At 34.9% G+C, this 24,172-nt stretch carries 25 protein-coding genes; 18 read left to right on the top strand and 7 right to left on the bottom strand.

Features of this window, described 5'->3' with window-relative positions; all coding sequences use genetic code 11:
* Positions 1-15 precede the first annotated feature (15 nt).
* Positions 16-1,101, top strand: coding sequence for a biotin synthase BioB (bioB, locus tag FNJ88_RS12260; RefSeq protein WP_143853508.1), 1,086 nt, complete (start codon positions 16-18; stop codon positions 1,099-1,101).
* A gap of 327 nt (positions 1,102-1,428) precedes the next feature.
* Here the strand turns inward: bioB and FNJ88_RS12265 are convergent, their stop codons facing one another.
* Together FNJ88_RS12265 and FNJ88_RS12270 are read right to left on the bottom strand one after the other, a co-directional pair.
* Complete coding sequence (locus tag FNJ88_RS12265) at positions 1,429-1,863, bottom strand: cold shock domain-containing protein (RefSeq protein WP_143853510.1); 435 nt, start codon at positions 1,861-1,863, stop codon at positions 1,429-1,431.
* Positions 1,864-2,287: 424 nt separating this feature from the next.
* Positions 2,288-2,839 (bottom strand): hypothetical protein, encoded by a 552-nt coding sequence (locus FNJ88_RS12270; RefSeq protein WP_228414530.1) that lies wholly within the window; start codon positions 2,837-2,839, stop codon positions 2,288-2,290.
* A 463-nt stretch (positions 2,840-3,302) separates the two neighbouring features.
* On the opposite strand from FNJ88_RS12270, the gene FNJ88_RS12275 reads away from it, so the two are divergent.
* From FNJ88_RS12275 to FNJ88_RS12290, 4 genes are all read left to right on the top strand, one after another.
* Positions 3,303-4,205, top strand: a complete 903-nt coding sequence (locus tag FNJ88_RS12275) for a universal stress protein (protein ID WP_185145830.1) — start codon at positions 3,303-3,305, stop codon at positions 4,203-4,205.
* Between the two features lie 9 nt (positions 4,206-4,214).
* The gene (locus FNJ88_RS12280; protein WP_143853514.1) at positions 4,215-4,661 is read left to right on the top strand and encodes a GNAT family N-acetyltransferase; all 447 of its coding nucleotides are present in this window, start codon (positions 4,215-4,217) and stop codon (positions 4,659-4,661) included.
* Between the two features lies 1 nt (position 4,662).
* Positions 4,663-5,781, top strand: a complete 1,119-nt coding sequence (locus FNJ88_RS12285) for an alanine racemase (protein ID WP_143853516.1) — start codon at positions 4,663-4,665, stop codon at positions 5,779-5,781.
* A 74-nt stretch (positions 5,782-5,855) separates the two neighbouring features.
* On the top strand, positions 5,856-6,746 hold the full coding sequence (locus FNJ88_RS12290) for an AraC family transcriptional regulator (RefSeq protein ID WP_143853518.1): 891 nt from the start codon (positions 5,856-5,858) through the stop codon (positions 6,744-6,746).
* Between the two features lie 342 nt (positions 6,747-7,088).
* On the opposite strand, the gene FNJ88_RS12295 is transcribed toward FNJ88_RS12290, so the two are convergent.
* From FNJ88_RS12295 to FNJ88_RS12305, 3 genes are all read right to left on the bottom strand, one after another.
* Entirely contained in the window at positions 7,089-8,531 is a 1,443-nt protein-coding gene (locus tag FNJ88_RS12295; protein ID WP_143853520.1) for an aminoacyl-histidine dipeptidase, read from the bottom strand.
* A gap of 84 nt (positions 8,532-8,615) precedes the next feature.
* Complete coding sequence (locus FNJ88_RS12300) at positions 8,616-9,110, bottom strand: hypothetical protein (protein ID WP_143853522.1); 495 nt, start codon at positions 9,108-9,110, stop codon at positions 8,616-8,618.
* 25 nt (positions 9,111-9,135) lie between these two features.
* The gene (locus FNJ88_RS12305) at positions 9,136-9,741 is read right to left on the bottom strand and encodes a hypothetical protein (protein WP_143853524.1); all 606 of its coding nucleotides are present in this window, start codon (positions 9,739-9,741) and stop codon (positions 9,136-9,138) included.
* A 72-nt stretch (positions 9,742-9,813) separates the two neighbouring features.
* Between FNJ88_RS12305 and recR the strand changes: the two genes are divergently transcribed.
* The 5 genes from recR to FNJ88_RS12330 all read left to right on the top strand — a co-directional run bounded on the left by recR (position 9,814) and on the right by FNJ88_RS12330 (position 13,999).
* Positions 9,814-10,425 carry a recombination mediator RecR gene (gene recR / locus FNJ88_RS12310; RefSeq protein ID WP_143853526.1) on the top strand — a complete coding sequence of 204 codons (612 nt, stop codon included), beginning with the start codon at positions 9,814-9,816 and terminating at the stop codon, positions 10,423-10,425.
* Positions 10,426-10,490: 65 nt separating this feature from the next.
* The gene (locus FNJ88_RS12315) at positions 10,491-11,282 is read left to right on the top strand and encodes a glycosyltransferase family 2 protein (protein WP_143853528.1); all 792 of its coding nucleotides are present in this window, start codon (positions 10,491-10,493) and stop codon (positions 11,280-11,282) included.
* Complete coding sequence (locus tag FNJ88_RS12320) at positions 11,279-11,833, top strand: acyltransferase (protein WP_143853531.1); 555 nt, start codon at positions 11,279-11,281, stop codon at positions 11,831-11,833. Before FNJ88_RS12315 ends, FNJ88_RS12320 begins: the two co-directional genes overlap by 4 nt.
* 1 nt (position 11,834) lies before the next feature.
* Positions 11,835-12,968 carry an NAD-dependent epimerase/dehydratase family protein gene (locus FNJ88_RS12325; RefSeq protein ID WP_143853532.1) on the top strand — a complete coding sequence of 378 codons (1,134 nt, stop codon included), beginning with the start codon at positions 11,835-11,837 and terminating at the stop codon, positions 12,966-12,968.
* Positions 12,965-13,999 (top strand): lipopolysaccharide biosynthesis protein, encoded by a 1,035-nt coding sequence (locus FNJ88_RS12330; protein ID WP_143853533.1) that lies wholly within the window; start codon positions 12,965-12,967, stop codon positions 13,997-13,999. The genes FNJ88_RS12325 and FNJ88_RS12330 overlap by 4 nt, the downstream gene beginning before the upstream one ends.
* A gap of 67 nt (positions 14,000-14,066) precedes the next feature.
* On the opposite strand, the gene secG is transcribed toward FNJ88_RS12330, so the two are convergent.
* Complete coding sequence (secG, locus tag FNJ88_RS12335; RefSeq protein ID WP_143853534.1) at positions 14,067-14,423, bottom strand: preprotein translocase subunit SecG; 357 nt, start codon at positions 14,421-14,423, stop codon at positions 14,067-14,069.
* A 282-nt stretch (positions 14,424-14,705) separates the two neighbouring features.
* Here secG and FNJ88_RS12340 point away from each other — a divergent pair, with 282 nt between their 5' ends.
* The 4 genes from FNJ88_RS12340 to FNJ88_RS12355 all read left to right on the top strand — a co-directional run bounded on the left by FNJ88_RS12340 (position 14,706) and on the right by FNJ88_RS12355 (position 17,074).
* Positions 14,706-15,173, top strand: a complete 468-nt coding sequence (locus FNJ88_RS12340; RefSeq protein WP_143853535.1) for a hypothetical protein — start codon at positions 14,706-14,708, stop codon at positions 15,171-15,173.
* An 80-nt stretch (positions 15,174-15,253) separates the two neighbouring features.
* Positions 15,254-15,829 (top strand): pentapeptide repeat-containing protein, encoded by a 576-nt coding sequence (locus tag FNJ88_RS12345; RefSeq protein ID WP_143853536.1) that lies wholly within the window; start codon positions 15,254-15,256, stop codon positions 15,827-15,829.
* 108 nt (positions 15,830-15,937) lie between these two features.
* A complete protein-coding gene (locus FNJ88_RS12350; RefSeq protein ID WP_143853537.1) occupies positions 15,938-16,384 on the top strand; it encodes a hypothetical protein in 447 nt (148 codons plus the stop codon).
* Between the two features lie 261 nt (positions 16,385-16,645).
* The gene (locus FNJ88_RS12355; RefSeq protein ID WP_143853538.1) at positions 16,646-17,074 is read left to right on the top strand and encodes an META domain-containing protein; all 429 of its coding nucleotides are present in this window, start codon (positions 16,646-16,648) and stop codon (positions 17,072-17,074) included.
* A gap of 73 nt (positions 17,075-17,147) precedes the next feature.
* Here the strand turns inward: FNJ88_RS12355 and FNJ88_RS12360 are convergent, their stop codons facing one another.
* Positions 17,148-18,134 carry an SDR family oxidoreductase gene (locus FNJ88_RS12360; protein WP_143853539.1) on the bottom strand — a complete coding sequence of 329 codons (987 nt, stop codon included), beginning with the start codon at positions 18,132-18,134 and terminating at the stop codon, positions 17,148-17,150.
* Between the two features lie 313 nt (positions 18,135-18,447).
* Here FNJ88_RS12360 and secD point away from each other — a divergent pair, with 313 nt between their 5' ends.
* The 4 genes from secD (at position 18,448) to FNJ88_RS12380 (ending at position 24,086) form a co-directional block, all read left to right on the top strand.
* Complete coding sequence (gene secD, locus FNJ88_RS12365; protein WP_143853540.1) at positions 18,448-21,375, top strand: protein translocase subunit SecD; 2,928 nt, start codon at positions 18,448-18,450, stop codon at positions 21,373-21,375.
* Positions 21,376-21,813: 438 nt separating this feature from the next.
* Positions 21,814-23,037 carry a TCR/Tet family MFS transporter gene (locus tag FNJ88_RS12370; protein WP_143853541.1) on the top strand — a complete coding sequence of 408 codons (1,224 nt, stop codon included), beginning with the start codon at positions 21,814-21,816 and terminating at the stop codon, positions 23,035-23,037.
* A gap of 163 nt (positions 23,038-23,200) precedes the next feature.
* The gene (locus FNJ88_RS12375; protein WP_143853542.1) at positions 23,201-23,524 is read left to right on the top strand and encodes a twin-arginine translocase TatA/TatE family subunit; all 324 of its coding nucleotides are present in this window, start codon (positions 23,201-23,203) and stop codon (positions 23,522-23,524) included.
* A 1-nt stretch (position 23,525) separates the two neighbouring features.
* Complete coding sequence (locus FNJ88_RS12380) at positions 23,526-24,086, top strand: phosphatase PAP2 family protein (protein ID WP_143853543.1); 561 nt, start codon at positions 23,526-23,528, stop codon at positions 24,084-24,086.
* Positions 24,087-24,172 lie beyond the last annotated feature (86 nt).

Below are 24,172 nucleotides of genomic sequence, written 5' to 3' on the forward strand. Positions count from 1 at the left end.
ATTAAAACTTACAAGATGAAACAAACCAGAAAATGGACCCGAGATGAGGTAGTTGCGTTATATAAAAAACCGATGATGGAATTGCTTTACGAAGCTGCCACGGTCCATCGTGTGTATCATGACCCAAATAAAGTACAGATATCAACTTTGGTCTCCATAAAAACAGGAGGTTGTCCTGAAGATTGTGCGTACTGTCCGCAAGCTGCACGATATCATACGAATGTGAAAGTTGAGGCTTTGATGGGAGTTGATGAGGTTATCGCCAAAGGGTTAGAAGCAAAAAAGGCAGGAAGTTCAAGAATATGTATGGGAGCGGCGTGGCGCAATGTTAAAGATGGGCCCGAATTCGATCAGGTTTTAGATATGGTAAGGTCTCTTAACAAGTTGGATGTTGAAGTATGTTGCACGTTGGGGATGATCACCGAAAATCAGGCGCAGCGACTTTCAGAGGCTGGGCTGTACGCTTACAATCATAATATAGATTCATCTGAGGAATATTATGAAGAGATCATTTCTACAAGAGGTTTTAAAGATCGTCTGGAAACGATTGAAAATGTGCGTAAAACGAATATCACCGTTTGTAGTGGTGGAATTATTGGGATGGGGGAAAGTATAGAGAATCGTGCCGATATGTTGATTACCTTAGCGTCGATGACGCCTCAGCCAGAATCTGTTCCTATTAATTCCTTGGTTCCTGTAGAAGGTACACCCATAGGTGATTTGGACCTCGTAACAATTTGGGAAATGGTACGCATGGTTGCTACAGCAAGAATTCTATTGCCCGAAACTCAAGTCCGCTTATCAGCAGGACGATCCAACATGAGCCGTGAAGGGCAAGCCCTATGCTTCTTCGCCGGAGCAAACTCCATATTTGCCGGAGATAAATTACTCACCACACCAAACCCTGACGTAAATGAAGATATGAAAATGTTTCAAGAGTTAGGATTGGTACCACAACAGCCCTTTGAAAAGCATACACAACCAAAGACAGTGGAAGTTGAGGAGCTTCACTATCATGCTTTAGGGGAAAAGCCAAAATGGTCCCGACCAAAACATACCATTCAACGGAATGTGGATGCACAGAAGAAAAGAGAAAATTAATTATAAATTCGAAAAGAAGAAGAGTTTATCTAGTTTTTCCTATTGAAGAAAAACGATCCAATTCTTTAATTATTTATTTTTATCTTCATGTAATGAGGATTCTGCAACCTATCTATTCTAAAATTCATCCAAATAAAATTTTGAATTGGAATACAGAACTAATTTTAAATTGCAAAAAAAGGATATTTACTAAGAAGAAAAAATGTCTCAATATTTCAAATGATTTAGTGAGAATTCTATATTAATGAACCATTCTTAGATAGAAGGCCAAAGTAAAGACATAAGAAAAGCCGTTACAATTACAATTGAAACAGCTTTTTTATTTTGCTATTTGATTACCTTAATATCTACTGCGACAAGTCCTTTTGGTGACTTTTCTATTTCAAATGAAACTCTATTTCCTTTTTTTACCATCTCTGAGCAATTGTTGCTGTGGAAGAAAATATTTTCCTTGCTTTTCTCTTCAGTAATAAATCCATACCCTTTTTCACTGAAAAAAGTAATAGTCCCTGATTTTACAACTTCTTCGGCTTCGATCGGGGCAGCGCCCAGCTGAATCGTACTTAGATCCACACCTTCATCATCGCTTCTGTTAGGAGGCGTACTTGTGAACTGACCATTGGCATCTACGTACATGATCATGTCGTCAAGACCTTTTCCTTTGTCATTACTTTCTTTGCGCTCTTCACGACGCATTGCCTTTTCTTTTTGCTTTTGAAGTTTTTTCTTAAAATTTTCTTTTTTGGAGAAAGAATCCGCCATATATTTTTCTTTATTTTTTGATTATCTGATAAGGTACAAAATTACTTAATATAATGCAAGAAAAGTGATAAACTTTATTTAATTTTCTAATCAACTTAGTAATTTAGTGTGATCTGACTTCTTAATAAATCCTTTTTATTAATAAAGCGACTCCAGTTCAGTTTAGTTCTCGGAAGATGTTCAATAATCGGATTCATTTTTTAAGTCATTCTCTCACATTGATTATACCACAATGTCCTATAAAATTACATTTTTGGATAATAAAATTCTCTCTGACTTAACAGAATAGGAGAAGATTTAAATATTTTGCTTAAATTTCAATCGAAAATGTGAAAGCTAAAATAATGATGATTAATAGAGTAAATTTTAATGACAGAATTTATACAGACTTTTTATAATAGTATCGATGTAATTGAGGGAGGTTCTATTTTACTTTTTCGAAGAGATACAGCTTGCCACCAGAGAATGCATAACTCTGCATCAGATTTCCTTCTAAAACCATTGTTTTACTGGTAACATCGATAATAGAAATATAGTTGCTTGAATTATATTTCAGATAATTTTCTTTATTTTTTGTGAGCGGATTTTTACCGAATTCAAATTTGTATTTAACCCAGTCTTCCTTTTCTGTTTGACAGTGAATTGGTTGAAATTTTCCTTTATTAGATTTGAATTCTATGACCTCAAAAGTATCACCGCACTCACTTTTAAAGTTGTTTGCAGGATCGCCATCTTGTGTAAACTGTTCATAAGTTCCATTATAGACCCCTACTACTTTCCAGATTCCGTCTAAACGATCATCATCAATTTTTCCTTCAGCTTTTTTTACTGCCCAACTCACCACTTTTACGGTTCCCTTAACTGCTGAGATACCAATTTTTGCTGTAGTAGTTACCACTTTAGCGACAGTAGAAACTACACAGGAAGTAAGTAAAACGCTCATCAGCATTAGAATTACAATTTTATTTATTTTCATAATGATCTTACTATTTCCTGCAAATTACGATAAAATAAGTATGATTGTTTCCAATTAGGGATTTTTTTAAATCTATATAAACACGATTTAATTTTTATAAAAAATTATAGATAGTATGCGTTTTGAGTAAAAAATCGGTAGCCACTTACCAAATGATGCATGTAAGCGATAGAGTGTAAATAAACCCATTATCAATTTTAAACAAAAAATTAGTAAGCAGGCACAAGCACCACAGAAAAGTCTAAACGAAAATGATGCTGTTGAAAATATTTAAAAATTAACAGGAAAGCGTTTGTCGGTTTTTTCATGACCAAAGCTGGAATTAATTTAAGTAATATATCGTATAAAATACTTGTAAAAAATAAGTAATCCATACCATTAATGAATTGGTTACTAACACTGTTTCAGAACTCTTCTTCGTAATTTTGCATTTAGAAATGTTATGAATAATAAAATGATGAAGATGAGCACTACTATAAAAACAATCTTACTACCCACTGATTTTTCGAATAAATCGAAAAATGCCCTTAAGCTCGCTGTTAAAATGGCGCAAAGACATAACGCAAAGCTTATTGTAACTCATATGGTTCATACTTATTTTCTAATTGACAGAGGTGGTAAGCAAGTGATTGGTTCGCAAACGATTCAGGAAAATATCGACAGGGCAAATGAAAAAGTCCGTGCATTAGCAATCGAACTTAAAGAGAAGTATAACTTTGATGTTGAAACTAAAATTAGTAACCAAAGTATTGTAGATGGTATTAATGAGCTTGTGGTTACTGATAATATTGATTTGGTGATCGTCGGGACTTCTGGTCGTCAGAAAATGAAGGAATTTATATTAGGTTCAAATTCTTACAATGTACTTTTGCACGCAAATTGCTCTGTACTTTTAGTTCCACAAACCTTCAAGAGAACTACATTTAAAAAGATACTTTTTCCGGTACGTGTCCAAAATGAATTGGATCAAAAGGCAACTCTTTCTTTACTTCTCGCAAAAAAGAATAAAGGAGGCATTAATATTTTAGGAGTTGGCGATCCAGACCGAATGGTTTCTGTGAGAACATCTTTTTTGGAAATGAAAAGGGAGCTAGCAAAATCAGTGGACTGTATCTCGGAATTCAAACTTTCCCATGATAATGCACAAATTATATCAGAAGTTGCTAACAGTAAAGAAAGTGATATTATCATGCTTGCTGATTATGACGAGGATATCTGGAAGTCATTCCTATCGGATAATTTCTTTAAGAAAATGATCAATAATACAGATGTTCCATTGTTTATAGTAAAATCGAAACTCAACAAAATAAAAAATAATCCGGAAGAAATGACTGGCTATGATTTAACATTGCCAATTCCGGGATAAAATAAAAATATGATTAAAATTTATACTTATACCGATCAAGAAATTGCGGATGCTTCTACAAAAAAAGAAATCATTGATTTTCTTTTTGAAAGTCTTGAGCAATATGGTGATCCAAAATCAGATATTGAAAAGGCAATTGATTATGCCTTTGCGGAAGATAATAAACCGGGTGGAGTAGTTCTTTCTGCTGTAAATACTGAAACTAAAAAAATTGCAGGTGCAGTAGTCGTGAACAAAACAGGAATGGTAAGCTATATTCCAGAAAATATTTTGGTATATATAGCAACAGATAAAAACTTGCGAGGTCAGGGAATTGGAAAACAATTAATGCAGAAAGCAATCGAATCTTCAGAAGGAGATATCGCCCTACACTGTGAGCCCGATAATCCTGCAAAGCATTTGTATGAAAAGTTAGGTTTTACCAGTAAATATCTCGAAATGAGATTGAAGAAATAAGATGTCATATATTACATTACACGCGACAAAACTTCAACATAACTTTAAAGTTCTTGATCAAGTTTTTAAGTCTAGAAATATAGAGTGGGCAATAGTTGCCAAGCTTTTATGTGGCAATGAAAAATTTCTTAATATTCTGCTTGATTTATCAGATAAAGAGATCTGCGATTCAAGATTGAGCAATTTGAAAACCATCAAAAAACTATCACCCAAAACCCAAACCATCTATATAAAACCGCCAGCGAAACGGTTGGCGAAAAGTATCGTTCAGTTTGCCGACGTTAGTTTTAATACTGAGCTATCTACCTTAGAAGAACTTTCTGCTGAAGCTGTAAAGCAAAATAAGATACATAAAGTAGTCGTCATGGTAGAAATGGGTGAGTTACGAGAAGGGGTCATGGCACGAAATCTAATGAGTTTTTATGATGACGTTCTTGCTTTGCCTAATATTGAAGTAGTTGCGATTGGAACCAATTTAAATTGCTTAAATGGAATCTTGCCGGACGAAAAAAAGTTGGTTAAACTAAGCAGTTTTAAACAAATTATTGAGGAACACTCTGGTCATACCATCCCGTATATTTCTGGTGGGTCTTCTGTTACAATTCCCTTAATTTTCAAAGATGAAATACCGCTATCCATTAATCATTTCCGGATTGGTGAAACTTTATTTTTTGGAACAAATGTTTACACAGATTCTTTAATTAAAGGGATGTATCACGATGTTTTCACGCTCACTGCAGAAATTATAGAAATGCAGGAGAAACCAACGATACCTTCTGGTACCGCAGGAACTAATTTAACAGGTGAAACTCCAGTCTTTTCAGCGGAAGATAAAGGAAAATCTTCTGTGAGAGCAATTGTAGATATTGGCTTGTTAGATATTGATTACCATGATATTGTGCCGTTTGTTAGCGGAATCGAAATGATTGGTGCGAGTTCAGATATGCTTATTCTGGACTTAGGGGAAAACGAACAAGATTTTAAAGTTGGAGATACTTTGGATTTCAGCATGAATTATATGGCAGTGCTACGTGCGATGAACAGCGATTATGTAGATAAAAAGGTGGAAACGGTAATTTTAAAAAATAAACTTCCAATAGGTAAGATTAATGTTAATTAATTCCTTCTGTACATTTATAGTCACTTAAAGAAAAGGTTGTTTTATCTTTGTTAAAAAAGTAAAACGAACCACGGATGTATGACAATCAAATTAAATCTTTATCGATTAACGCGTTAAAAAAGCCATTTACATTTGATGGTGATTTCTTGCACACTACAGTAAATGATCTTATCTGTCTCTTTTCTGGTGAGAACACGCTAAAAACTAAATTCTACACTTTATTGCTTGTTCATAAAGGTTCGGGTACTTTTACCATCGATAATTACAGTTATGATATAGTTAAAGGACGAGTCTTTTTTGTGAACTACAACCAGATTTGTCAACTTTCAGATTTAAAAGAATTTTCTGGTGAAGCAGTACTTTTTACTCAATCGTTCTATAATTTAATTTATACAGGTAATAGAAAAATAAAAGATGATACCGCTTTCAATCAAATTGCCTCCTATATCGATTTTAATAAAAACGAAAACGCCGATTTTTTATTAAGTTTTGCAGATATTAAAAAAGAGGTTTTAAAATCTGAGGTTTTAAGTAAAGAAATTATCTGTCTTTTATTAAAGGTTTCAATGCTGAAATATATTCGTAAAACGAAGAATATCAACACAATTAATTTAAAAACAAGTCGAAAAAACTCCTACTTAGAGAATTTTGGAAAACTTGTTAACCTTTATTTTAAAGAGCTCAAAAGAACTTCGGATTATGCAGAGAAAATGCATATTTCTGCCAATTACCTCAATGCTTTAGTAAAGGAGAAGTTCGAAATTTCTGCGGAAACTTATATTCAGAATAGAGTGGTACTTCAAGCAGAACGGTTATTGTTGAATACCGATTTGTCTGTAGCTGAGATCGGGTATGAATTAGGTTTTTCAGATAAATCACACTTTGGCAAGTACTTCAAAAAAATAGCTTCAGAGAGTCCTAATAATTTCAGAAAAAAATTTCAGTCAACGAACAATAATTTTTAATCAAACAAATTTATATTAATGAAAACATTTAAACACGATACAATAATGATAAAGCCAATTTCTTTTTTAACAGGCATAAGATCTTTAACGCAACGGCGGATCGGATCGATCAATATTTTAACCAATGAGCAAATTTTACTGGAGAAAACCAAGGTAAAAAACATGAGAAATGGGAAAGTTCGCTCCTAAAAATCGTAAAGGATTGTAGTATAATGTGGTTGAGAGGTGACTTTTTGAATTAAGTTTGATGCAGTACCTATTTCGCAATTATGGATATTTAGGATAAAAAAAAAACAAAATACGACGGGCGCATTTTGCTTTTTAGAGTGATTTTCTAAGATATTACTTCATTGGAATATTTGCTAAAATCTCTTTTAAGAATCCCCAGTATTTTTGAACGGACGGGATACTGGCTTTCTCATCCGGCGAGTGTGCCCCACGGATCGTCGGTCCGAAACTTACCATTTCCATTTCAGGATAATTAGCGCCAATAATACCACATTCTAAACCAGCATGACATGCAACCACTTGTGGCTTTTCACCGAAGTCTTTTTCGTAGATCTTCTCCATTACCTGTACGATTTCAGAACCTGGTTTCGGTTTCCAACCTGGATATGAACCATTAAACTCCACTTCCATTCCTGCCAGTTCATAAACTGATTTTAATTGCTCTGCAACTGCATATTTTGAAGAATCAACAGACGAACGTGAAAGATTTAGAATCTTCAATCCTCCATTTTTTAATTCTACTCTTGCAATATTGTTAGAAGCCTCTACCAGATCTTCGACATCGGGTGACATTCTATAAACACCGTTGTGCGCTGATTTTAAAGCTAAAATAATTTTTTTAGAATCTTCTTCAGAAATCGCTTTTTCAGCGGAGGTGAAATTCTCGATATTAATAAGTAAATCTTTTTCAACAGACTCAAATTCTTGCATTATTGCAAATTTCATTTCATTTGCCTGCTCGATAAATTCCACTGCATTTCTTACGGATAAAACTGCATTCCCTTCTCTAGGGATGGCATTTCGTAAACTGCCGCTGTCGATAGAAATCAACTGGATGATTTGGTTTTCAAGCCCAGAATATAATAATCTTCCTAAAAGAACATTGGAGTTTCCGAAACCTTTATGAATATCCATTCCTGAATGTCCACCTTGTAAACCTTTAACCGTGATTTTTACGATTTGCCCTTTTGCATCTTGTAATCCGTAATTTTGTGATGCAGTTACATCAATTCCGCCTGCACAACCAATATCGATTTCATCATCTTCCTCAGTATCCAGATTTAATAGTATTTGACCTTCAAGCTCACCAGGTTTTAAACCGAATGCACCAGTCATACCCGTTTCTTCATCTATGGTAAAAAGTGCTTCCAAAGCTGGATGAGGAATATCATTGCTTTCCAAAATACTCATTATCGATGCAACTCCCAATCCATTATCTGCTCCTAAAGTAGTCCCTTTTGCTTTTACCCAATCTCCAACAACTTCCATCTGTATCCCTTCGGTTTCAAAATCGAAATTCACATCATTATTTTTCTGACAAACCATGTCCAGATGAGACTGTAAGATGATTGATTTTCGATCTTCCATTCCTGATGTCGCAGGTTTTTTGATGATTACATTTCCTACTTCATCAACTCTGGTTTCTAAACTGAGCTTTTCGCCAAAATTCTTGATAAATTCAATCACTTTTTCTTCTTTTTTTGATGGTCGGGGAACTGAATTCAGAGCTGAAAAATTTTTCCAGATAATTTGCGGTTCGAGTTGTGATAATTCCATTTTATAATTTATTTAGTCCAAAATTACGAATAAAAAAACGCTCTTGAAATTTTCAAAAGCGTAATATTTTATATTTAAGAGTATTTAACAACCACATTCTCCATAAATCGAGGTAATGGTTTTTTCGCCCTTTTTATTTTCGACGGTCATCGTTCCTTCAAACATCATTACCTCTTCCATTTCTTTGATTTTCTTTCCATCAATGGTAATCGTAACATCATCGTTTTTGATAGTTTTACTGAAGTTCTCAGGATCAAAATCACCTTCTTTCATTGGGATTTTTACCATTTTATCATCAATTTTTACATATGCAGTGTTGCCGTAATCATCAATATAAATATATTTTTCTTGGTCGAAATCTTCTTTGTTTTTAGAGAAATAACAGGAGCAACCATTTACTTCAGCAGGAAATTTAAAAATTCCCAGATTGATCTCATTAGGCGTTCCCGACCCGTGGATATCTGCAGAATCAACTTGAATCGCCGCAGAATCATTTTTAATAAGAATGTTATCTACGGTTTTACTTTCTTTCTGGCATGAAAACAACATTACCAAAGGAATTAGAAATAATTTTTTCATTCGAAATATTTATAAAGTTACTATTTTATCCACGCGACCTTTCAAGTAATACCATCATTAAGAATGATAAAACCACTAAGGACTCATCTTGATCATCAATATCTTTTAGACGGTCTAACTGAAATCTTCTACCAATTAAAGAGGGCATTTTTTTTAATTTGAAATATTCTGTGCCATTTGCATCCTTTACAGTGTAAGATGGGTTTAAAAAATAGCCGGTGAACATACCAATAACTGGTATCTCACCTACAATGCCATCAAATATTTTCACCCAAGCATTGTCCTCGCTTATTTGAAATTTTGTCTGGTCGTTTTCGTCTAAAATGTCGTAGTGAGATTTCCAAAAAGAGCGCATTCCTTTTCGGGCAAGCCTACCATAATTCTGTTTATTCACAAGATCTTGCATGGAATAACTTGCATTAAAATCTAACCAACGATCTGCTTTAATTCTAAACAGTTCTTTAGATTTTGATTCATCATTAAAAACGATCACATCTTCTTTAAGTTTGAACATTTTCTGACGAACATAAGCAACATAATTACCATTTTTATCGGTAATATTAAAGTCACTTGAAAGCGTTGTAATTTTGAATTTGAAGTCAAGCGGATAATTGAGGTTTTGTAGGATCATTTATATTTTTTCTTAAAGATAATAAAAACTCGGAAACTTGGTACTTCTGCGATTAAACTTTATTTTTGTGAAATGGATTATCCCAGCAAAGTTTTAGCAAAAGCCGTGGAAGAAATTTCCGGATTACCAGGAATTGGAAAAAAATCAGCCCTGCGTTTGGCTCTGCATCTTCTGAAACAAAATGCAAGTCAAGCTACCGCTTTGGGTGATGCTCTAAAGAAATTAGTGACTGATATTCAATATTGTAAAGAATGTCATAATTTTTCTGATTCAGAAGTTTGTGAGATTTGCGCAAATCCTAAAAGATCGGATGAATTACTCTGCGTGGTCGAAGATGTCCGCGATGTGATGGCGATTGAAAATACCGGTAAGTTCCGAGGAAAATATTTGGTTTTGGGTGGTAAGATTTCGCCGATGGAAGGAATTGGTCCGAACAAACTCAATATTTCATCAATCGAGAGAAAGTTGGAAAACGGCGAAACAAAAGAACTGATATTTGCCTTGAGTGCAACGATGGAAGGAGATACCACGGCGTACTACATTTATAAGAAGTTTAAAAATTCCCCAGTCCGTTTCTCTACAATTGCACGTGGGATTTCAGTGGGTGATGAATTGGAATATGCAGACGAGATCTCTTTGGGAAGATCGATTCAGAACCGTTTGCCTTATAATGAAAAAGATTAATCATCAATTCTGAATTTCTTACTTTAGACTTTTTAAACAGCTATTAATTAAATGCAGACCTTAAAGTGATTTCGGTAATTATTCCTCTTTATAATGGTGACCAAACTATTGTAAAAGCTTTGGTTTCCGTAAGAAATCAAACCTGGAAAGGTGATTTCGAGATCATTGTGGTGAACGACGGTTCTACCGATAACAGTAGAGTAGTTGTTGAGGATTTTATCAGAAAAAACAGTACTTTAAATATTCAACTGATCAACCAGAAAAACGGGGGCGTTTCTAATGCCCGAAATTCAGGATTAAAAATAGCAACCGGAGAATTTATTGCTTTTTTAGATGCTGATGATGAATGGTTACCGATGAAAACTGAACGCCAGATGAAGTACCTGTCAGACGGGAATTTAAAAATTGATTTCATCACCAGCTTATGGAATGATGAAATAGTGAGTTTTCCCTATTCGGTTGATGCTGAATATAATTTGGTAAAAATTACACTAAGTAAATTATTGCTCAAGGTTACAGGACAAACTTCTACCGCCCTTTTCAAACGAAAAATTTTAGACAATACGGGATTTTTCGACGAAACCCAACGGTATTCTGAAGATGCTAATTACTGGATGCGTATTTCTAAAAATAATATGATGTTTCTTTTATCAGAAAGCTTGGTTATTACCGGAAACGGTAAGAAATCATTTGGAGCTTCGGGTCTTTCTGCCAATTTAAAGGAAATGGAAAAGGGAATTCAAAAAAATATTTTGGAGATGTATAAGATGCAAAGAATTAACTTTGGGCGATATCTCTTTTATTTTGTAATTTCAAAACTGAAATATTGGGTGAGACCCTTAAGAGCAAAACTATGATCGATAAATTATTCTGGGGTTTACGGGCAGTCCTGTACGCGCCTTTTTTTGGGAAAATGGGTATGCCGTCTTATATGGGCAAACCTATTTTTGTAAAAGGTTTAAAGAATATTTTTATTGGTAAAAAAGTAAGAATTTTCCCTCATTTAAGAATGGAAACTCAAGATGGTGGAAGCATTGTGATTCACGATGATGTTGTGATTTCTCAAAACGTACATCTCACTTCAGCCGGGGAATTGGAAATAGGTAAAAGTTCTTTAATTTTGGCGAATGTATTTATTACCAATATCGATCATAATTACACTGAGATCGGAAAACACGTTGTCAATCAAAAAATCACCGTAAAAAACACCACCATCGGAGAAAACTGTTTCATCGGAATGGGTGCTGCGATCATGGCAGGAACCACATTAGGAAAACAGTGTATTGTGGGCGCAAATTCCGTAGTCCGTGGTTCGTTTCCGGATTATTGTGTCATCGTAGGAGCGCCGGCAAAAATTGTAAAAAAATATAATCCGCAAACTCAGGTTTGGGAAAAAACAGAAGCTTAGTTTGAAAAATATATTAATCACGGGTGGTGTCGGTTTTATCGGGAGTAATTTAGCTTTGAAATTAGTTGATCTAGGATACGTTGTAACGGTTTTAGATAACCTGTCGGAGCAAATTCACGGTTTAAATCCCAAAGATTCTTCTTTATACAAAAGCATTTTAGGAAAAGTAAATTTTATTAGAGGTAATGTTACTTGCAGAGAAGATATTGAAAGATCCGTTAAAGGGCAGGATGCAATTATTCATTTGGCGGCAGAAACCGGGACAGGACAATCCATGTATGAGATTGAAAAGTACAGTAAGGTAAATGTTTCCGGGACTGCCTTGATTTTAGATGTTTTGGTTAATAACAAAAATTCGGTTAAGAAATTTATTCTTGCTTCTTCCCGAGCGGTTTATGGAGAAGGAAAATATAAAAGGATGAATTCCGAAGTGGTCTATCCGGAATGTAGATCTGTTGATAATATGCAGCAGGGAAACTTTGAAATGACGGATAAAAATGGACAGTTTCTTGAAGCTTTAGCTACTGATGAAGATTCAAAATTACATCCAACTTCCTATTACGGTCTGACAAAACTCCAGCAGGAACAAATGGTACAACTGATCTGCGGATCGGTTGGGATTAATTACGTGATTCTGCGTTATCAGAATGTCTTTGGTACCGGACAATCATTACTCAATCCATATACTGGAATCTTATCCATTTTTTCGACCCAAATTTTAAATGGAAAATCGTTAAATATTTTTGAAGATGGTTTAATGACGCGGGATTTCGTCAATATCGAAGATACGGTAGAGGCAACCATCAGAAGTTTAGAGATGGAAACTGCTAATAATGAAATTATTAATATAGGAAGTGGAGTAGCTAAAACTGTTTTCTCCATGGCCAATTTGTTAGTTAGCGCGTACGAGATTAATGTTCCGACAGAGATTTCAGGTGAATTTCGAGTTGGAGATATTCGGCATAATTTTGCAGATGTAACGAAAGCAAAACAACTCCTTAAATTTCAACCCAAAGTGAGTTTTGAAAATGGAATTAGTGATTTTACCAACTGGGTAATGCAACAACCTCGGAACGATAATCATTTGAATGTGTCTTTTCAAGAATTGAAGGACAAAGGATTTTTGAAATCATGAATTTGAACGGTAAAAAAATCTTATTTCTCTCCGCGCACTTTTTCGGTTATGAAGAAGCGATTGTCAATCGGCTTCGCGAATTGGGGGCGGAAGTGGATTTTTATAATGAAAGGCCTTCGGAGTCCATACTTGCAAAAGGAATTATTCGTGTCAAAAGAAATCTTTATTTAAAAAGAATTAAGCGCTACTATCAATTCATATTAAAAGATATAAAAACCAAAGATTATGATTTTTTCCTTTTAATTAAAGGCGAAACAGTTCCGCTTCTTTTCTTAGAAAAATTTAGAATAAATCATCCTACGACCACTATGATTTATTATTCCTACGATTCGGCAGAGGAATATCCCAGGTTTCTAAAATTGTATTCTTATTTTGATAAAAATTTTACTTTCGAACCTAAAGATGCTCATCAATACAGGTTGCATTTCCGACCACTTTTTTTTCTGAATGAGTATCAACTCTCTGCTTCAAAAGTTCCTCTAAAATATGATTTGGTATTTATTGGAAGCGCTCATACGGATCGATACTTGATTGGAGAAAAAGTTAGACAGCTTTGTAAGGAAAAAGGGCTTAAGAGTTTTTTTTATTATTATGCACAAAGTAAAATAGTTTTTAAGTTGAAGAAAATCTTCGATCATCATTTACTTATTTTTGATATTAAAAAATTAAGCTTCAAAAAACTACAGCATTCTGAGATTGCAGAGATCTATAATAATTCGCGTTGTGTTTTAGATATTAATAAACCTTTCCAAGAAGGATTAACTATGAGAACCTTTGAAGCTTTGGCTGCAGGAAAGAAATTAGTGACTACGAATGCAGACATTAGAAATTATCCTTTTTACAACAAAGAAAATGTATGTGTCTTAGATCGAGAAAAGGTGGAAATATATCCTGGTTTCTTCAAGATAGATTTTAAGAAATTAGATAATGACACTTTGAAGATGATGTCCTTAGATGCCTGGATTGAATGTTTATTTCTAACAGATCAAGATTATTACTGGAAAGATGGCCATCCGCTTTTCATAATCTGAATGACCTAAATAGAAAAGAGATACTCAATTGAGTACCTCTTTTAATATATCGTAAAATATCTTTCTATTATTTAGTCACCGGCGCTGGTGTAGTAGGTGCAGGCAAAGTAGCTGCGTTATTAGTACCTGGTGCAGTTTGCGGAGCTGGAGCTTCTTTCTTAGCTGGAGTTTTCTGAAAAGCTGTGGTAGGTTTTGCTGTTAAAACTACACTTAGTAAAATTAATGCAACAATAATAATTCCTAAAGTCCAAGTTGCTTTTTCCATAAAATCATTGGTTCTCTGAACTCCAAATTGGGCTGAAGAAGTTCCGCCAAACGTTCCCGAAAGACCGCCTCCTTTTGGATTTTGGGCCATAACGATGATAACTAGTAAAACACTTGCAATCATGATCAAAATCATGAATAAGGTAAATATTGTGCTCATTTTTAACTCTGAAATTTAGTTTGCAAATATAGCGTAATTTTTTATTTATAAGAACTATTTGTGCAGATAGTGTGGAATTTTTATTAATTCGAGCAGCAGCGAGATCTTATTAGAAAAAAATTCTTAATATAGTAGAACTTGCAAAGTAGTGAAATCTATACAAATATGCCAAATGAAATTAGTAACATTGTGGTTTGTACATTCAATTCTTAGTGAGAATTAAAAATAATTTCCCTTATGAAAACGACCGGGCAAAAATTAAGCTATTTACTATTGTGGACAATGATTTTTATAGTATCGGGATCAATGCTTGTTTATGGATTGGCAAAACCTATTCAGTTTGCAGATTTCACCACTGGTCCTAATTCTGACCTGTCTGAAGGACATCAGGTAATGTGGGCTTTTTACAGTTTTACAAAAACCTATCCCATCATTATCGGGGTTTTAGAAGTGGGCGGTGCATTAGCGTTATTGCATCACCGGACTAGAATTTTTGGATCTCTGTTGCTAACCGTAATTTTGGCCAATATCATTATTCAAAATTACTTATATGAAATCCCTGCATTAAGGACGGCGATATTTTATCAGATATTGGTTCTTGCTATTTTAGCTTTTGATTGGCAAAAATTAAAAAGAATATTGCTAGAATTATTGCAACATCAAAAGAAAGAGAGAAATCTGATTTTTTTGATTTTCGCATTTATAATTGCATTTGTTCTAAAATATTTTGAAAACAAATTTCTTTTCTAGTTTTCTATATTTTTGAGAAGTTTTTACAGAGTAAACATCAACTTCCGATTTGAAATTCTTAAAATCATTTAAATCTAAAAATGTCACAAATATTTATACAAGATCAAATTTTTAACAAACTGGACTTTGCACGTATTATGCTGGAGAAAGGTGATTACGATAACTGTATTTTTAAAAATTGCAATTTTGAACAGACCAATCTATCAGACTTTAAATTCGTTGAGTGCGAATTCCATGATTGTAATTTGAGTTTGGCCTTGCTAAATGGAACAGTACTTCGAGATGTAAAATTTATAGATTGTAAAATGCTTGGTTTACAATTTCAAAATTGTAATGATTTCGGGCTTTCATTTTCTTTTGATCGTTGCCAGTTAAATCACTCTTCATTTGTTCAGTTGAATATCAAGAAAACAATATTTAAAGATTGTCAGTTGAGAGAAATCTACTTTTCCGACACCAACTTGACGGAGGTGATATTTGAAAACTCAGATTTGTTACGGTCTGTTTTTGCAAACAACATTCTAGAAAAGGCAGATTTTCGGACGGCTTTCAATTACTCTATTGATCCGGAAAATAATAGAATCAGAAAAGCAAAATTTTCGGTCTCGGGAATTTCTGGTCTGTTGGACAAATATAATATTGATATCGAAAATTAAGAAGTAGAAATCACATTTAATTAAATTAAAACTTTCTCCGTTTAAGAAATGGTTTAAAAAAAACGAGATTTCTTCATACTAATAGAAAATTTTTAGTAATTTAGTTATATGAGAAAATTAATATTCATAGTGGTGCTACTAAGTTTCAATTTGCTTTGGGCACAGAAAAAGGATCAAAAATCTACTCCAACTGTTTCTGCAAAATATGAATCAAGGAGTCCACAGGATGCATCAGTTCCGCCTCCACCAGTGATGATTTTCCCAGCACAATTCCCTGGAGGAAATAGAGCATTTATTAAGAAGGTTAAAGAAGAGGTGGCCAAGGAATACGTCCCGTCTGGTGAAGGACCCTTTAAAACGGAAATTATTTTGAAAATCGATGCAGATGGTAACATCTTGAATGTATCCACTTTTGGTGAAAAGGAATCTTTCAATGAAGAAATTAAAAGAATTTCCTATCAAATCACCGAAAATGTTAAATGGGAACCTGCTCGAAATAAAGAAGGGTTGAAAGTAATCGAAGTTGTTAGACTCCCTTTTTCTCTTAAAAATTAAATAAACCTGCCCTTATCATTTACGATGTACAAAAAAGATCAGAGCAACATTAAAGCTGAATTAATTTTTTTTAGTGAGAAATAGCATGCCAATAACCTCTTTAATGCATTAGTTGATAAGTCTCTATCATGAATATGGTGTTTTTTTAAGTTGGGCGTTTTAAATTAGCATAATAATTGCAACACTGAAGGATAATTTGTCAAAAGTACTTCTGTTAGAGAAGGAATTGATAATAAATACAATTATTAAATTAAAATTATTATGAAAAAACAAACCTTATTTTTACTGGCATTAATTTCATTATTCTTGGTTTCTTGCATGTCCACAATGAAAGGTGACAGCAGTAAACTTTACAGCAATTCTTGGGAATTGGAATATATCACTGGGCCACGAATCGCATTTCAGGGTCTATATCCAGATGATAAGCCCATGATTAAATTTAATGAAGATACCAAAACAGTAACCGGAACAACAAGTTGTAATGGTTATAATACAGAATATACAATGAAAGGGATGATGATGTCTTTCGCAACACCAAGTGCAACTACGATGAGATATTGTGGCGAAGGAGAACAGGTTTTCCTAAAAACGATGAAAGAAGTTACCTCTTATAGAATAACTAATGACGGAAAATTAGAATTGTTGATGAATGATGTTACAATGATGAGATTTACAAAGTCAATGAAATAATAAATGGTAACAAAAACCAAAAAAGCAAGAAATTAATTTCTTGCTTTTTTGGTTTTATATAGGTTTCAATAATTTATTTCTTTTTCGATTTTGTAAGAAGGAATCCTACAGCAATTCCGGCAACCATCATCATCACTGTTTTGGTTTTTTTAGAAGGAATTGGCAGCGCTAATTCACCATAGATTCGCATTGGATCTTTTGATGCGTGTAAAACGTTACCATCGGTATTCGTATCGGCGTTTCGTTTCATTGCCATTCTTAAAACTGCAGAAGCAGTGTTAATGATGGTGTTCGGAAACAAACCATACATGGTTTTCATTACTTTGGCGTAGCCATCTGTAATAATACTTTTTTTTGGATTTTTAGCTGCTTTGACCATGTGTGCGGCTAATGCACGTGGGTCTACAGAAAAAGGAGGAATTTTAAAATCTAACCCCGAATACTTGGCAGAATGTAGATTGCCTGTTGATCTTTGGATTGCAGGATATAATCCTACTACATGAATGTTGGGCTCGTTTGATAGTTCCCCCTGCAATCCTTCGACCATTCCTCGAATTCCAAATTTGGTACTTGAGTAGGCAGTGGAATAGGGTGCAGGCATCCATCCTCCAATAGATACATTATTAATAAGAATTCCTCCCTGCTGTTTTTTAAATATGGGAATGGCAGTATGTGCCCCATGTAAGTAACCAAGTAAGTTTGTTTTAACCACTTGATCCATTGTTTCTGCAGGAATATCCTCAAACTTTCCGCTAGCCATCACTCCTGCATTATTGATCCATATATCGATTCTGCCATTAAATTGCAAAGCCTGTTCTGCTAAATGCTTTACCTGCTCTATATCAGAAACATCAGTCTGAACTCCTAAAGCAATAACTCCTAAATCGTGACATAAAGAAACGGTCTTATCCAAACCCTCTTTACCTCTGGCAGCAACTACAATATTACAACCTTCCAAGGCAAATGCTTCTGCAGCGGCTCTTCCTACACCACTGGTTCCGCCCGTAATAACCACCGTTTTTCCTCGTAACTTTGCGTATTTTATTTCTTCGTTTTCCATAATTATTTGAATGTGATTTGTTTAGTAAGTATCTTATATCAATTATTGTGCAATTCGCCTGTAATGTCTGATAGATACCATTATATCATAAAGCTATTCTAGACGATATAAAATAATAGGTAATACTTCGTTAGTTTAATTTGGTTAAATTCTTAAAGATAATGCACCTAAAAGTCTGACTTTTTATCGATAATGAAGGGTGATCAAGGACATGTATTACTAAAATTTAAAAATCAGTTGTTAAATAATTCTTAATTATAGTCAAAATCATTATATTTGCCGACTATAATTTTAATGTTGTAAACTATTAACAATGCAAGGAAAAGGACTTATTACGCTAGTTGCGGTTATTCTGGGACTTATTTGTCTTAATGAATTGTTACCAACATGGTATGCTGGTAAAATTGAGAGACAAGCCACTGCTATTTCGGGAGATAACCCCGTGAAATATCAGGAAGAAATGGCGCGACTTTCGAAAGATACTCTGAATCTCGGATTTACAAAATTGTATTATTCCAGAGCAAAAGAAAGAGAAATGAAGTTGGGTCTGGATCTAAAAGGAGGGATTAACGTTCTTTTGGAAATTAACCAAAGAGATTTGGTAAATGATTTAACGCAATATTCTACCAATCCAATTCTTCTGGAAGCACTGGAACGAACCGAAAAAGCACAGAAAACTGCTTCGGGAACTTATATCGATAATTTCTTTAAGGAATTCGATGCAGTAAATAAAGAAAAAGGAACCAACCTGAAACTTGCTGATCCCGAACTTTTCGGAAATACCAATCTTACGGAAATTAAATTCAATACCTCGGATGAGGAGGTTAGAAATATTATTCGACGAAAAATAAACGCTTCAGAAGGAGCTGCTTATGAAGTGATCAGAACACGTATTGATAAAATGGGGGTAACCCAACCAAATGTTCAGCGTGTGCCAGGAACCGGAAGAATTTCTGTAGAAATGCCTGGTAGTAAAGATATCGACCGTGTAAAGAAAATGCTGGCAACTTCTGCGAAACTGCAGTTTTGGGAAGTGCAGACCGTTCAGGAAGTGATTCCTTACTTAGAGCAATTATCAACTATTGTTCCATTAAAAGCTGATTCTATTGGTGTTGCTAAAAATGCTAATTTAATGAATATGCTTCAGTTGAACTCTTTGAGATCAAGTGGAGTAGGAAACATTAAACTTTCAGATACGGCGGCTATAAATAAAATTTTAAATTCTAAAATTGCAAAAGACCTTCGCCCTGCGAACATTAAATATACCCATTTCATGTGGGGTTACAAGCCGGAATCTACCGATCCAAATAATTTAGTTCTTTATGCAATTCGTGGAAACATCAACCAAAAAGCGCCGGTTGACGGTGCAGTTGAATCTGCGAGAGTAAACTATGACGAACTTGGTAGAGTTGTAGTAGACATGCAAATGGACTCTAAAGGTTCTAAAGAGTGGAAAGCAATGACCGCTAAAAACGTGAACAAATCCGTAGCCGTTACTTTGGACAATGTAGTTTATACTGCACCAAATGTGGTTAACGAAATTCCAAACGGTATGACACAGATCTCCGGAAACTTTTCTCAGGAAGAAGCGCAGGATTTAGTAAATGTTCTTGGTGCAGGTAAACTTCCTGCAAGTGCCAAAATCGTTCAGGCAGATGTTGTAGGACCTTCATTAGGACAACAATCAATTGATGCGGGTATGCTTTCATTCTTAATCGCTTTCTTGGTTATCGTTGCCTATATCATTTTCTACTACGGTGGTGCTGGAGTTTATGCAGTAATCGCCATGGTGATCAACTTGTTTTACATCTTCGGAATCATGGATTCTGTAGATGCTACTTTAACTTTGCCTGGTATCGCAGGTATTGTGCTCTCGATGGCGATGGCGGTGGATACCAACGTAATTATTTATGAACGGACCAAAGAAGAACTCTTCGCGGGTAAAAATATTCTGGAAGCCTACAAAGACGGTTTCAAACATGCACTTTCTGCAATTATTGATGGTCACTCAACAACGATTTTGACTGCAATTGTTTTGTATATTTTCGGAACAGGACCAATTAAAGGATTTGCGGTAACATTGGTCATCGGTATTTTGATGACTTTCTTTACTTCTGTATTGTTATCAAGAGTGATGATTTTCTCTAGATTGAATAAAGGTAAAGGACTTTCAGTTTGGACGCCTTTAACAAAAAATTTATTCAGAAATGTTTGGATTGATTTTATTGGAAAAAGAAAATATGCCTACATGATCTCTGCTTTCTTAACAGTAGCCAGTATCATTTCAATCTATGTAAACGGATTCAAATATGGTATTGACTTTACGGGTGGTAGAAACTACGTCGTGAAATTCGATAAGCCTATTGATGCTGATAAAACAGAAAAAGACTTGATCAAAATGTTTGCGACCGAAGATGGTAAATTATCTGCAGTCGAGGCCAAAACCTTTGGAACAGGTAATCAACTGAAAATATCTACAGATTACTTAATTAATGACGAATCATTAAAAGCCGATCAAACAATTGAGCAGAAATTATATGATGGTTTAAAATCCAATCTTCCAGCAGGACTTACTTTACAACAATTTAAAGCTGCAGATGAATCTCACGCTGGAATTATATCTTCTACGAAAGTAGGACCAACCGTAGCAGATGATATTCAGAGAGGGGGTATGTTCGCCGTAATTGCGGCCTTAGCAGGGATTTTCCTTTACATCTTAATAAGGTTTACCAAATGGCAATTCTCCTTGGGAGCGGTTGTAGGACTGGCACATGATGCCATAATTATTCTGGGGGTTTATTCCTTACTGCATAAATACATGCCGTTTAATATGGAAATTAATCAGGATTTTATTGCTGCGATTCTAACCGTTCTCGGTTATTCCATTAATGATACCGTGATTGTATTTGACCGGATCCGGGAATATCTAAGAGAGAAGAAATCACTAACGTTGGCAGGATTATTTGATGATTCTATTTCCAGTACTTTAGGTAGAACGTTTAATACCTCATTTACAACCATCTTGGTAATCTTAGCCATCTTTATATTTGGTGGGGAAAACCTAAGAGGATTTATGTTTGCCTTATTACTTGGTATTGCTTTTGGTACGTATTCATCCATATTTGTTTCTTCGGCAATCGCTTACGATTTCTTAAAAGGAAAGGGAAAAGAATCTGAAGAAAAATTACATGGCAGAACATCCGTAGATGTAGAAGTAATTGACAAAAGAACTAAAAAGTAATTATTTTAAATAATACGAAATGTCCTTCTAAAGAGGGACATTTTTTCGTTTAAGATTTTAGTCCAGTCGTTTTTATTTGGCAGCTTGATCCGCCTTCCGCTCCCGCTTTTTCTGTTTCACGCCGTTCCACAAAAAAGAGCTCCGCTCAAGTCGGGCTGCAAACCAGGCTTTCAAACAAAATCATTCAATAAAACAATATTTTTTTTTTCAATATAAAGAGCGATTCAACAAAATGTGAAATTTCCCACCACAATTTCACTAGCCAAAATCTATTCTTTTATCTGTCCTGCAGATGGTACAGTTAGTCTGGTTTTGGAATAAATATTGATAAGAATTCGTCTTTACCAGGAGTAGATTTAGTGATCATCTAAAAACTGCAACAAAACACCTAAGAAGGTCTTTTTAAAAACCGACCAAAAAACTATCTTTACAGTCGCCATGAAAAAAAAGCAAAAATCTGCCGCAGTCGGTTTTATTTTTATTACGCTCCTGATCGATATTACCGGGTGGGGAATTGTGATACCTGTTATTCCAAAACTGATTGAAGAACTTATTGGCAGTACCGATCTAAGTGTTGCTGCACAGTATGGTGGCTGGATCAGTTTCGCTTATGCGGGAACGCAGTTTATTTTTGCTTCTGTTTTAGGAGGACTTAGTGACAAATTTGGTCGTCGGCCAATTATTCTGTTTTCATTATTGGGATTCTCCATTAATTTTTTTATTCAAGCAATAGCTCCAACAATCTTTTGGCTCTTTGTCGGGCGTATTTTTTCTGGCATTACCGGTGCCAGTATCACCACAGCCAGTGCTTATATTGCAGACATTTCTAATGATGAAGACCGTGCGAAAAACTTTGGTATGATTGGAGCCGCTTTTGGTGTAGGATTTATAGTAGGGCCTGTAATTGGTGGTTTCTTGGGCCAATACGGCGCGCGCGTACCATTTTATGCAGCTTCTATATTGTGTTTAGTTAACTTTTTATATGGTTATTTTATCCTTCCAGAAAGCCTTGACAAAGAACACCGTCGGCCTTTCGATTGGAGGCGTGCAAACCCGATTGGTTCTTTAATGCAACTTCGTAAGCACCCCGAGATTTTAGGGCTAATTTCAACTTTGGTTCTGGTTTACATCGCCGGTCATGCGGTGCAGACCAACTGGACTTTCTTCACCATGTATAAATTTGGCTGGAGCGAAAAAGTAGTTGGACTTTCCTTAGGGGTCGTGGGCTTGATGGCGGCATTCGTGCAGGGTTATTTGATCCGGTTAATACAACCCAGACTGGGTAATGAAAGAACCATCGTTTACGGATTATCGCTTTATGCGGTCGGAATGATTCTCTTTGCTTTCGCCAGTGAAAGTTGGATGATGTTTGCATTTCTGGTTCCTTACGGTTTAGGTGGTATTGCAGGTCCAGCATTACAATCCGTAATATCTGCGCAGGTTCCAAAAAACGAACAGGGAGAATTGCAGGGAGCCTTGGCAAGTTTGATCAGTTTTACTGCAATTATAGGTCCTCCGTTAATGACAAATACGTTTTATTATTTTACACATGATTCTGCTCCGTTCAAATTTGCAGGAGCACCATTTTTCCTTGGATTTGTCTTGATGGCAATCAGTGTGCTTTTGGTTTATCGGCTTTTCCCCAGAAAAAAGAATCTGTAAGAATGGATTCAAAAATGGAAAAAGTGTAAATTCTGATTAGCCATTATTTTACTTTCAACTAATTTTATGGTAAAAAATGGTCTTGGCTATTTCAAACAAACTTTTAAGAAGAATTTAATTTAAAAATGAAAATCCATAACATAATCTTTTGTAATTTTACGACATGGAATTAAGTCTAGGTGAAATGTTGTTGATTGCTGTAGCAATCGTAGTCTTGTTTGGTCCTGACAAATTGCCGCAGATTGCGCGCGATTTAGGACAGGGAGTGCGCAAAATGCGTGGCGCCATGGAAGATGTGAAAACCGAAATTCTAAAAGAAACCGATAATCCAATATCTGAAATCAAGAGGGAAATCGACAAAGTTAAGCAGGCTGCGCAGGATTTTAATCCTATGGCAGATCTTGACAAGCAAAAATTTATTCAAGAGGATCAGCCCAAAGTTAATATGGCAGAAAATGATTCTCATGAAGGACCGGTAAGTCGTTAAAATGGACGAATTTATTCAGGAAGACAAAAGTGTATTTCTTTTTCTCAATAATCTGGGAAGTCAGTCTTTTGACCAATTTTGGATTTTAATCTCCTCTACATGGATATGGATTCCGCTTTACGTGATTTTTCTTTTTTTACTATTTAAAAACTTCAAACCTCGGAGTTTATTTTTTATTATAATCTTTATTGCATTGGGAGTTACAGTATCGGACCAATTAGCAAGTATTTTTAAAACAGGTATTGCCCGTTATCGGCCTTGTCATGATGAAACACTGATGGCAATAATGCGATCTGTAAAATGTGGAGGCCAATTCGGGTTTTACTCCGGTCACGCTTCCAATACTTTCTTTATTGCTAATTTTATGAGTTTGTTACTCTACAAAAAATACAAATGGTTGCCTTACTTTCTATTCATTTGGGCAGCAGTTGTTTCTTACAGCCGTATTTATTTAGGGGTACATTTTCCCTTTGATATTTTAATGGGTGCTGCCATGGGATTCTTGATCGGGGGTTTTTTCGCCACTCTTGCTTTAAAGGTAATATATAAACAGAATAATTAAAATTCTGCACTTCTTTCTTTAAGTTTTATCTGAGGTGGTTGAACTTCTGTCAAAATGTAGGTTGACGGCGTGACTGCTTCTATCTT

Origin of the sequence: Chryseobacterium sp. SNU WT5 (assembly GCF_007362475.1) — a bacterium.
Classification (GTDB): Bacteria; Bacteroidota; Bacteroidia; order Flavobacteriales; family Weeksellaceae; genus Kaistella.

What these genes read in the sequence shown, in the direction of transcription:
- FNJ88_RS12350 (WP_143853537.1), top strand. Translation starts at nt 15,938, where the DNA reads ATGAGAAAATTAATATTCATAGTGGTGCTACTAAGTTTCAATTTGCTT.
- FNJ88_RS12375 (WP_143853542.1), top strand. Translation starts at nt 23,201, where the DNA reads ATGGAATTAAGTCTAGGTGAAATGTTGTTGATTGCTGTAGCAATCGTA.
- FNJ88_RS12340 (WP_143853535.1), top strand. Translation starts at nt 14,706, where the DNA reads ATGATTTTTATAGTATCGGGATCAATGCTTGTTTATGGATTGGCAAAA.
- FNJ88_RS12380 (WP_143853543.1), top strand. Translation starts at nt 23,526, where the DNA reads ATGGACGAATTTATTCAGGAAGACAAAAGTGTATTTCTTTTTCTCAAT.
- FNJ88_RS12370 (WP_143853541.1), top strand. Translation starts at nt 21,814, where the DNA reads ATGAAAAAAAAGCAAAAATCTGCCGCAGTCGGTTTTATTTTTATTACG.
- FNJ88_RS12285 (WP_143853516.1), top strand. Translation starts at nt 4,663, where the DNA reads ATGTCATATATTACATTACACGCGACAAAACTTCAACATAACTTTAAA.
- recR (WP_143853526.1), top strand. Translation starts at nt 9,814, where the DNA reads ATGGATTATCCCAGCAAAGTTTTAGCAAAAGCCGTGGAAGAAATTTCC.
- FNJ88_RS12270 (WP_228414530.1), bottom strand. Translation starts at nt 2,839, where the DNA reads ATGAAAATAAATAAAATTGTAATTCTAATGCTGATGAGCGTTTTACTT.
- bioB (WP_143853508.1), top strand. Translation starts at nt 16, where the DNA reads ATGAAACAAACCAGAAAATGGACCCGAGATGAGGTAGTTGCGTTATAT.
- FNJ88_RS12300 (WP_143853522.1), bottom strand. Translation starts at nt 9,110, where the DNA reads ATGAAAAAATTATTTCTAATTCCTTTGGTAATGTTGTTTTCATGCCAG.
- FNJ88_RS12290 (WP_143853518.1), top strand. Translation starts at nt 5,856, where the DNA reads ATGTATGACAATCAAATTAAATCTTTATCGATTAACGCGTTAAAAAAG.
- FNJ88_RS12330 (WP_143853533.1), top strand. Translation starts at nt 12,965, where the DNA reads ATGAATTTGAACGGTAAAAAAATCTTATTTCTCTCCGCGCACTTTTTC.
- secG (WP_143853534.1), bottom strand. Translation starts at nt 14,423, where the DNA reads ATGAGCACAATATTTACCTTATTCATGATTTTGATCATGATTGCAAGT.
- FNJ88_RS12280 (WP_143853514.1), top strand. Translation starts at nt 4,215, where the DNA reads ATGATTAAAATTTATACTTATACCGATCAAGAAATTGCGGATGCTTCT.
- FNJ88_RS12275 (WP_185145830.1), top strand. Translation starts at nt 3,303, where the DNA reads ATGAGCACTACTATAAAAACAATCTTACTACCCACTGATTTTTCGAAT.
- secD (WP_143853540.1), top strand. Translation starts at nt 18,448, where the DNA reads ATGCAAGGAAAAGGACTTATTACGCTAGTTGCGGTTATTCTGGGACTT.
- FNJ88_RS12345 (WP_143853536.1), top strand. Translation starts at nt 15,254, where the DNA reads ATGTCACAAATATTTATACAAGATCAAATTTTTAACAAACTGGACTTT.
- FNJ88_RS12360 (WP_143853539.1), bottom strand. Translation starts at nt 18,134, where the DNA reads ATGGAAAACGAAGAAATAAAATACGCAAAGTTACGAGGAAAAACGGTG.
- FNJ88_RS12320 (WP_143853531.1), top strand. Translation starts at nt 11,279, where the DNA reads ATGATCGATAAATTATTCTGGGGTTTACGGGCAGTCCTGTACGCGCCT.
- FNJ88_RS12265 (WP_143853510.1), bottom strand. Translation starts at nt 1,863, where the DNA reads ATGGCGGATTCTTTCTCCAAAAAAGAAAATTTTAAGAAAAAACTTCAA.
- FNJ88_RS12305 (WP_143853524.1), bottom strand. Translation starts at nt 9,741, where the DNA reads ATGATCCTACAAAACCTCAATTATCCGCTTGACTTCAAATTCAAAATT.
- FNJ88_RS12355 (WP_143853538.1), top strand. Translation starts at nt 16,646, where the DNA reads ATGAAAAAACAAACCTTATTTTTACTGGCATTAATTTCATTATTCTTG.
- FNJ88_RS12295 (WP_143853520.1), bottom strand. Translation starts at nt 8,531, where the DNA reads ATGGAATTATCACAACTCGAACCGCAAATTATCTGGAAAAATTTTTCA.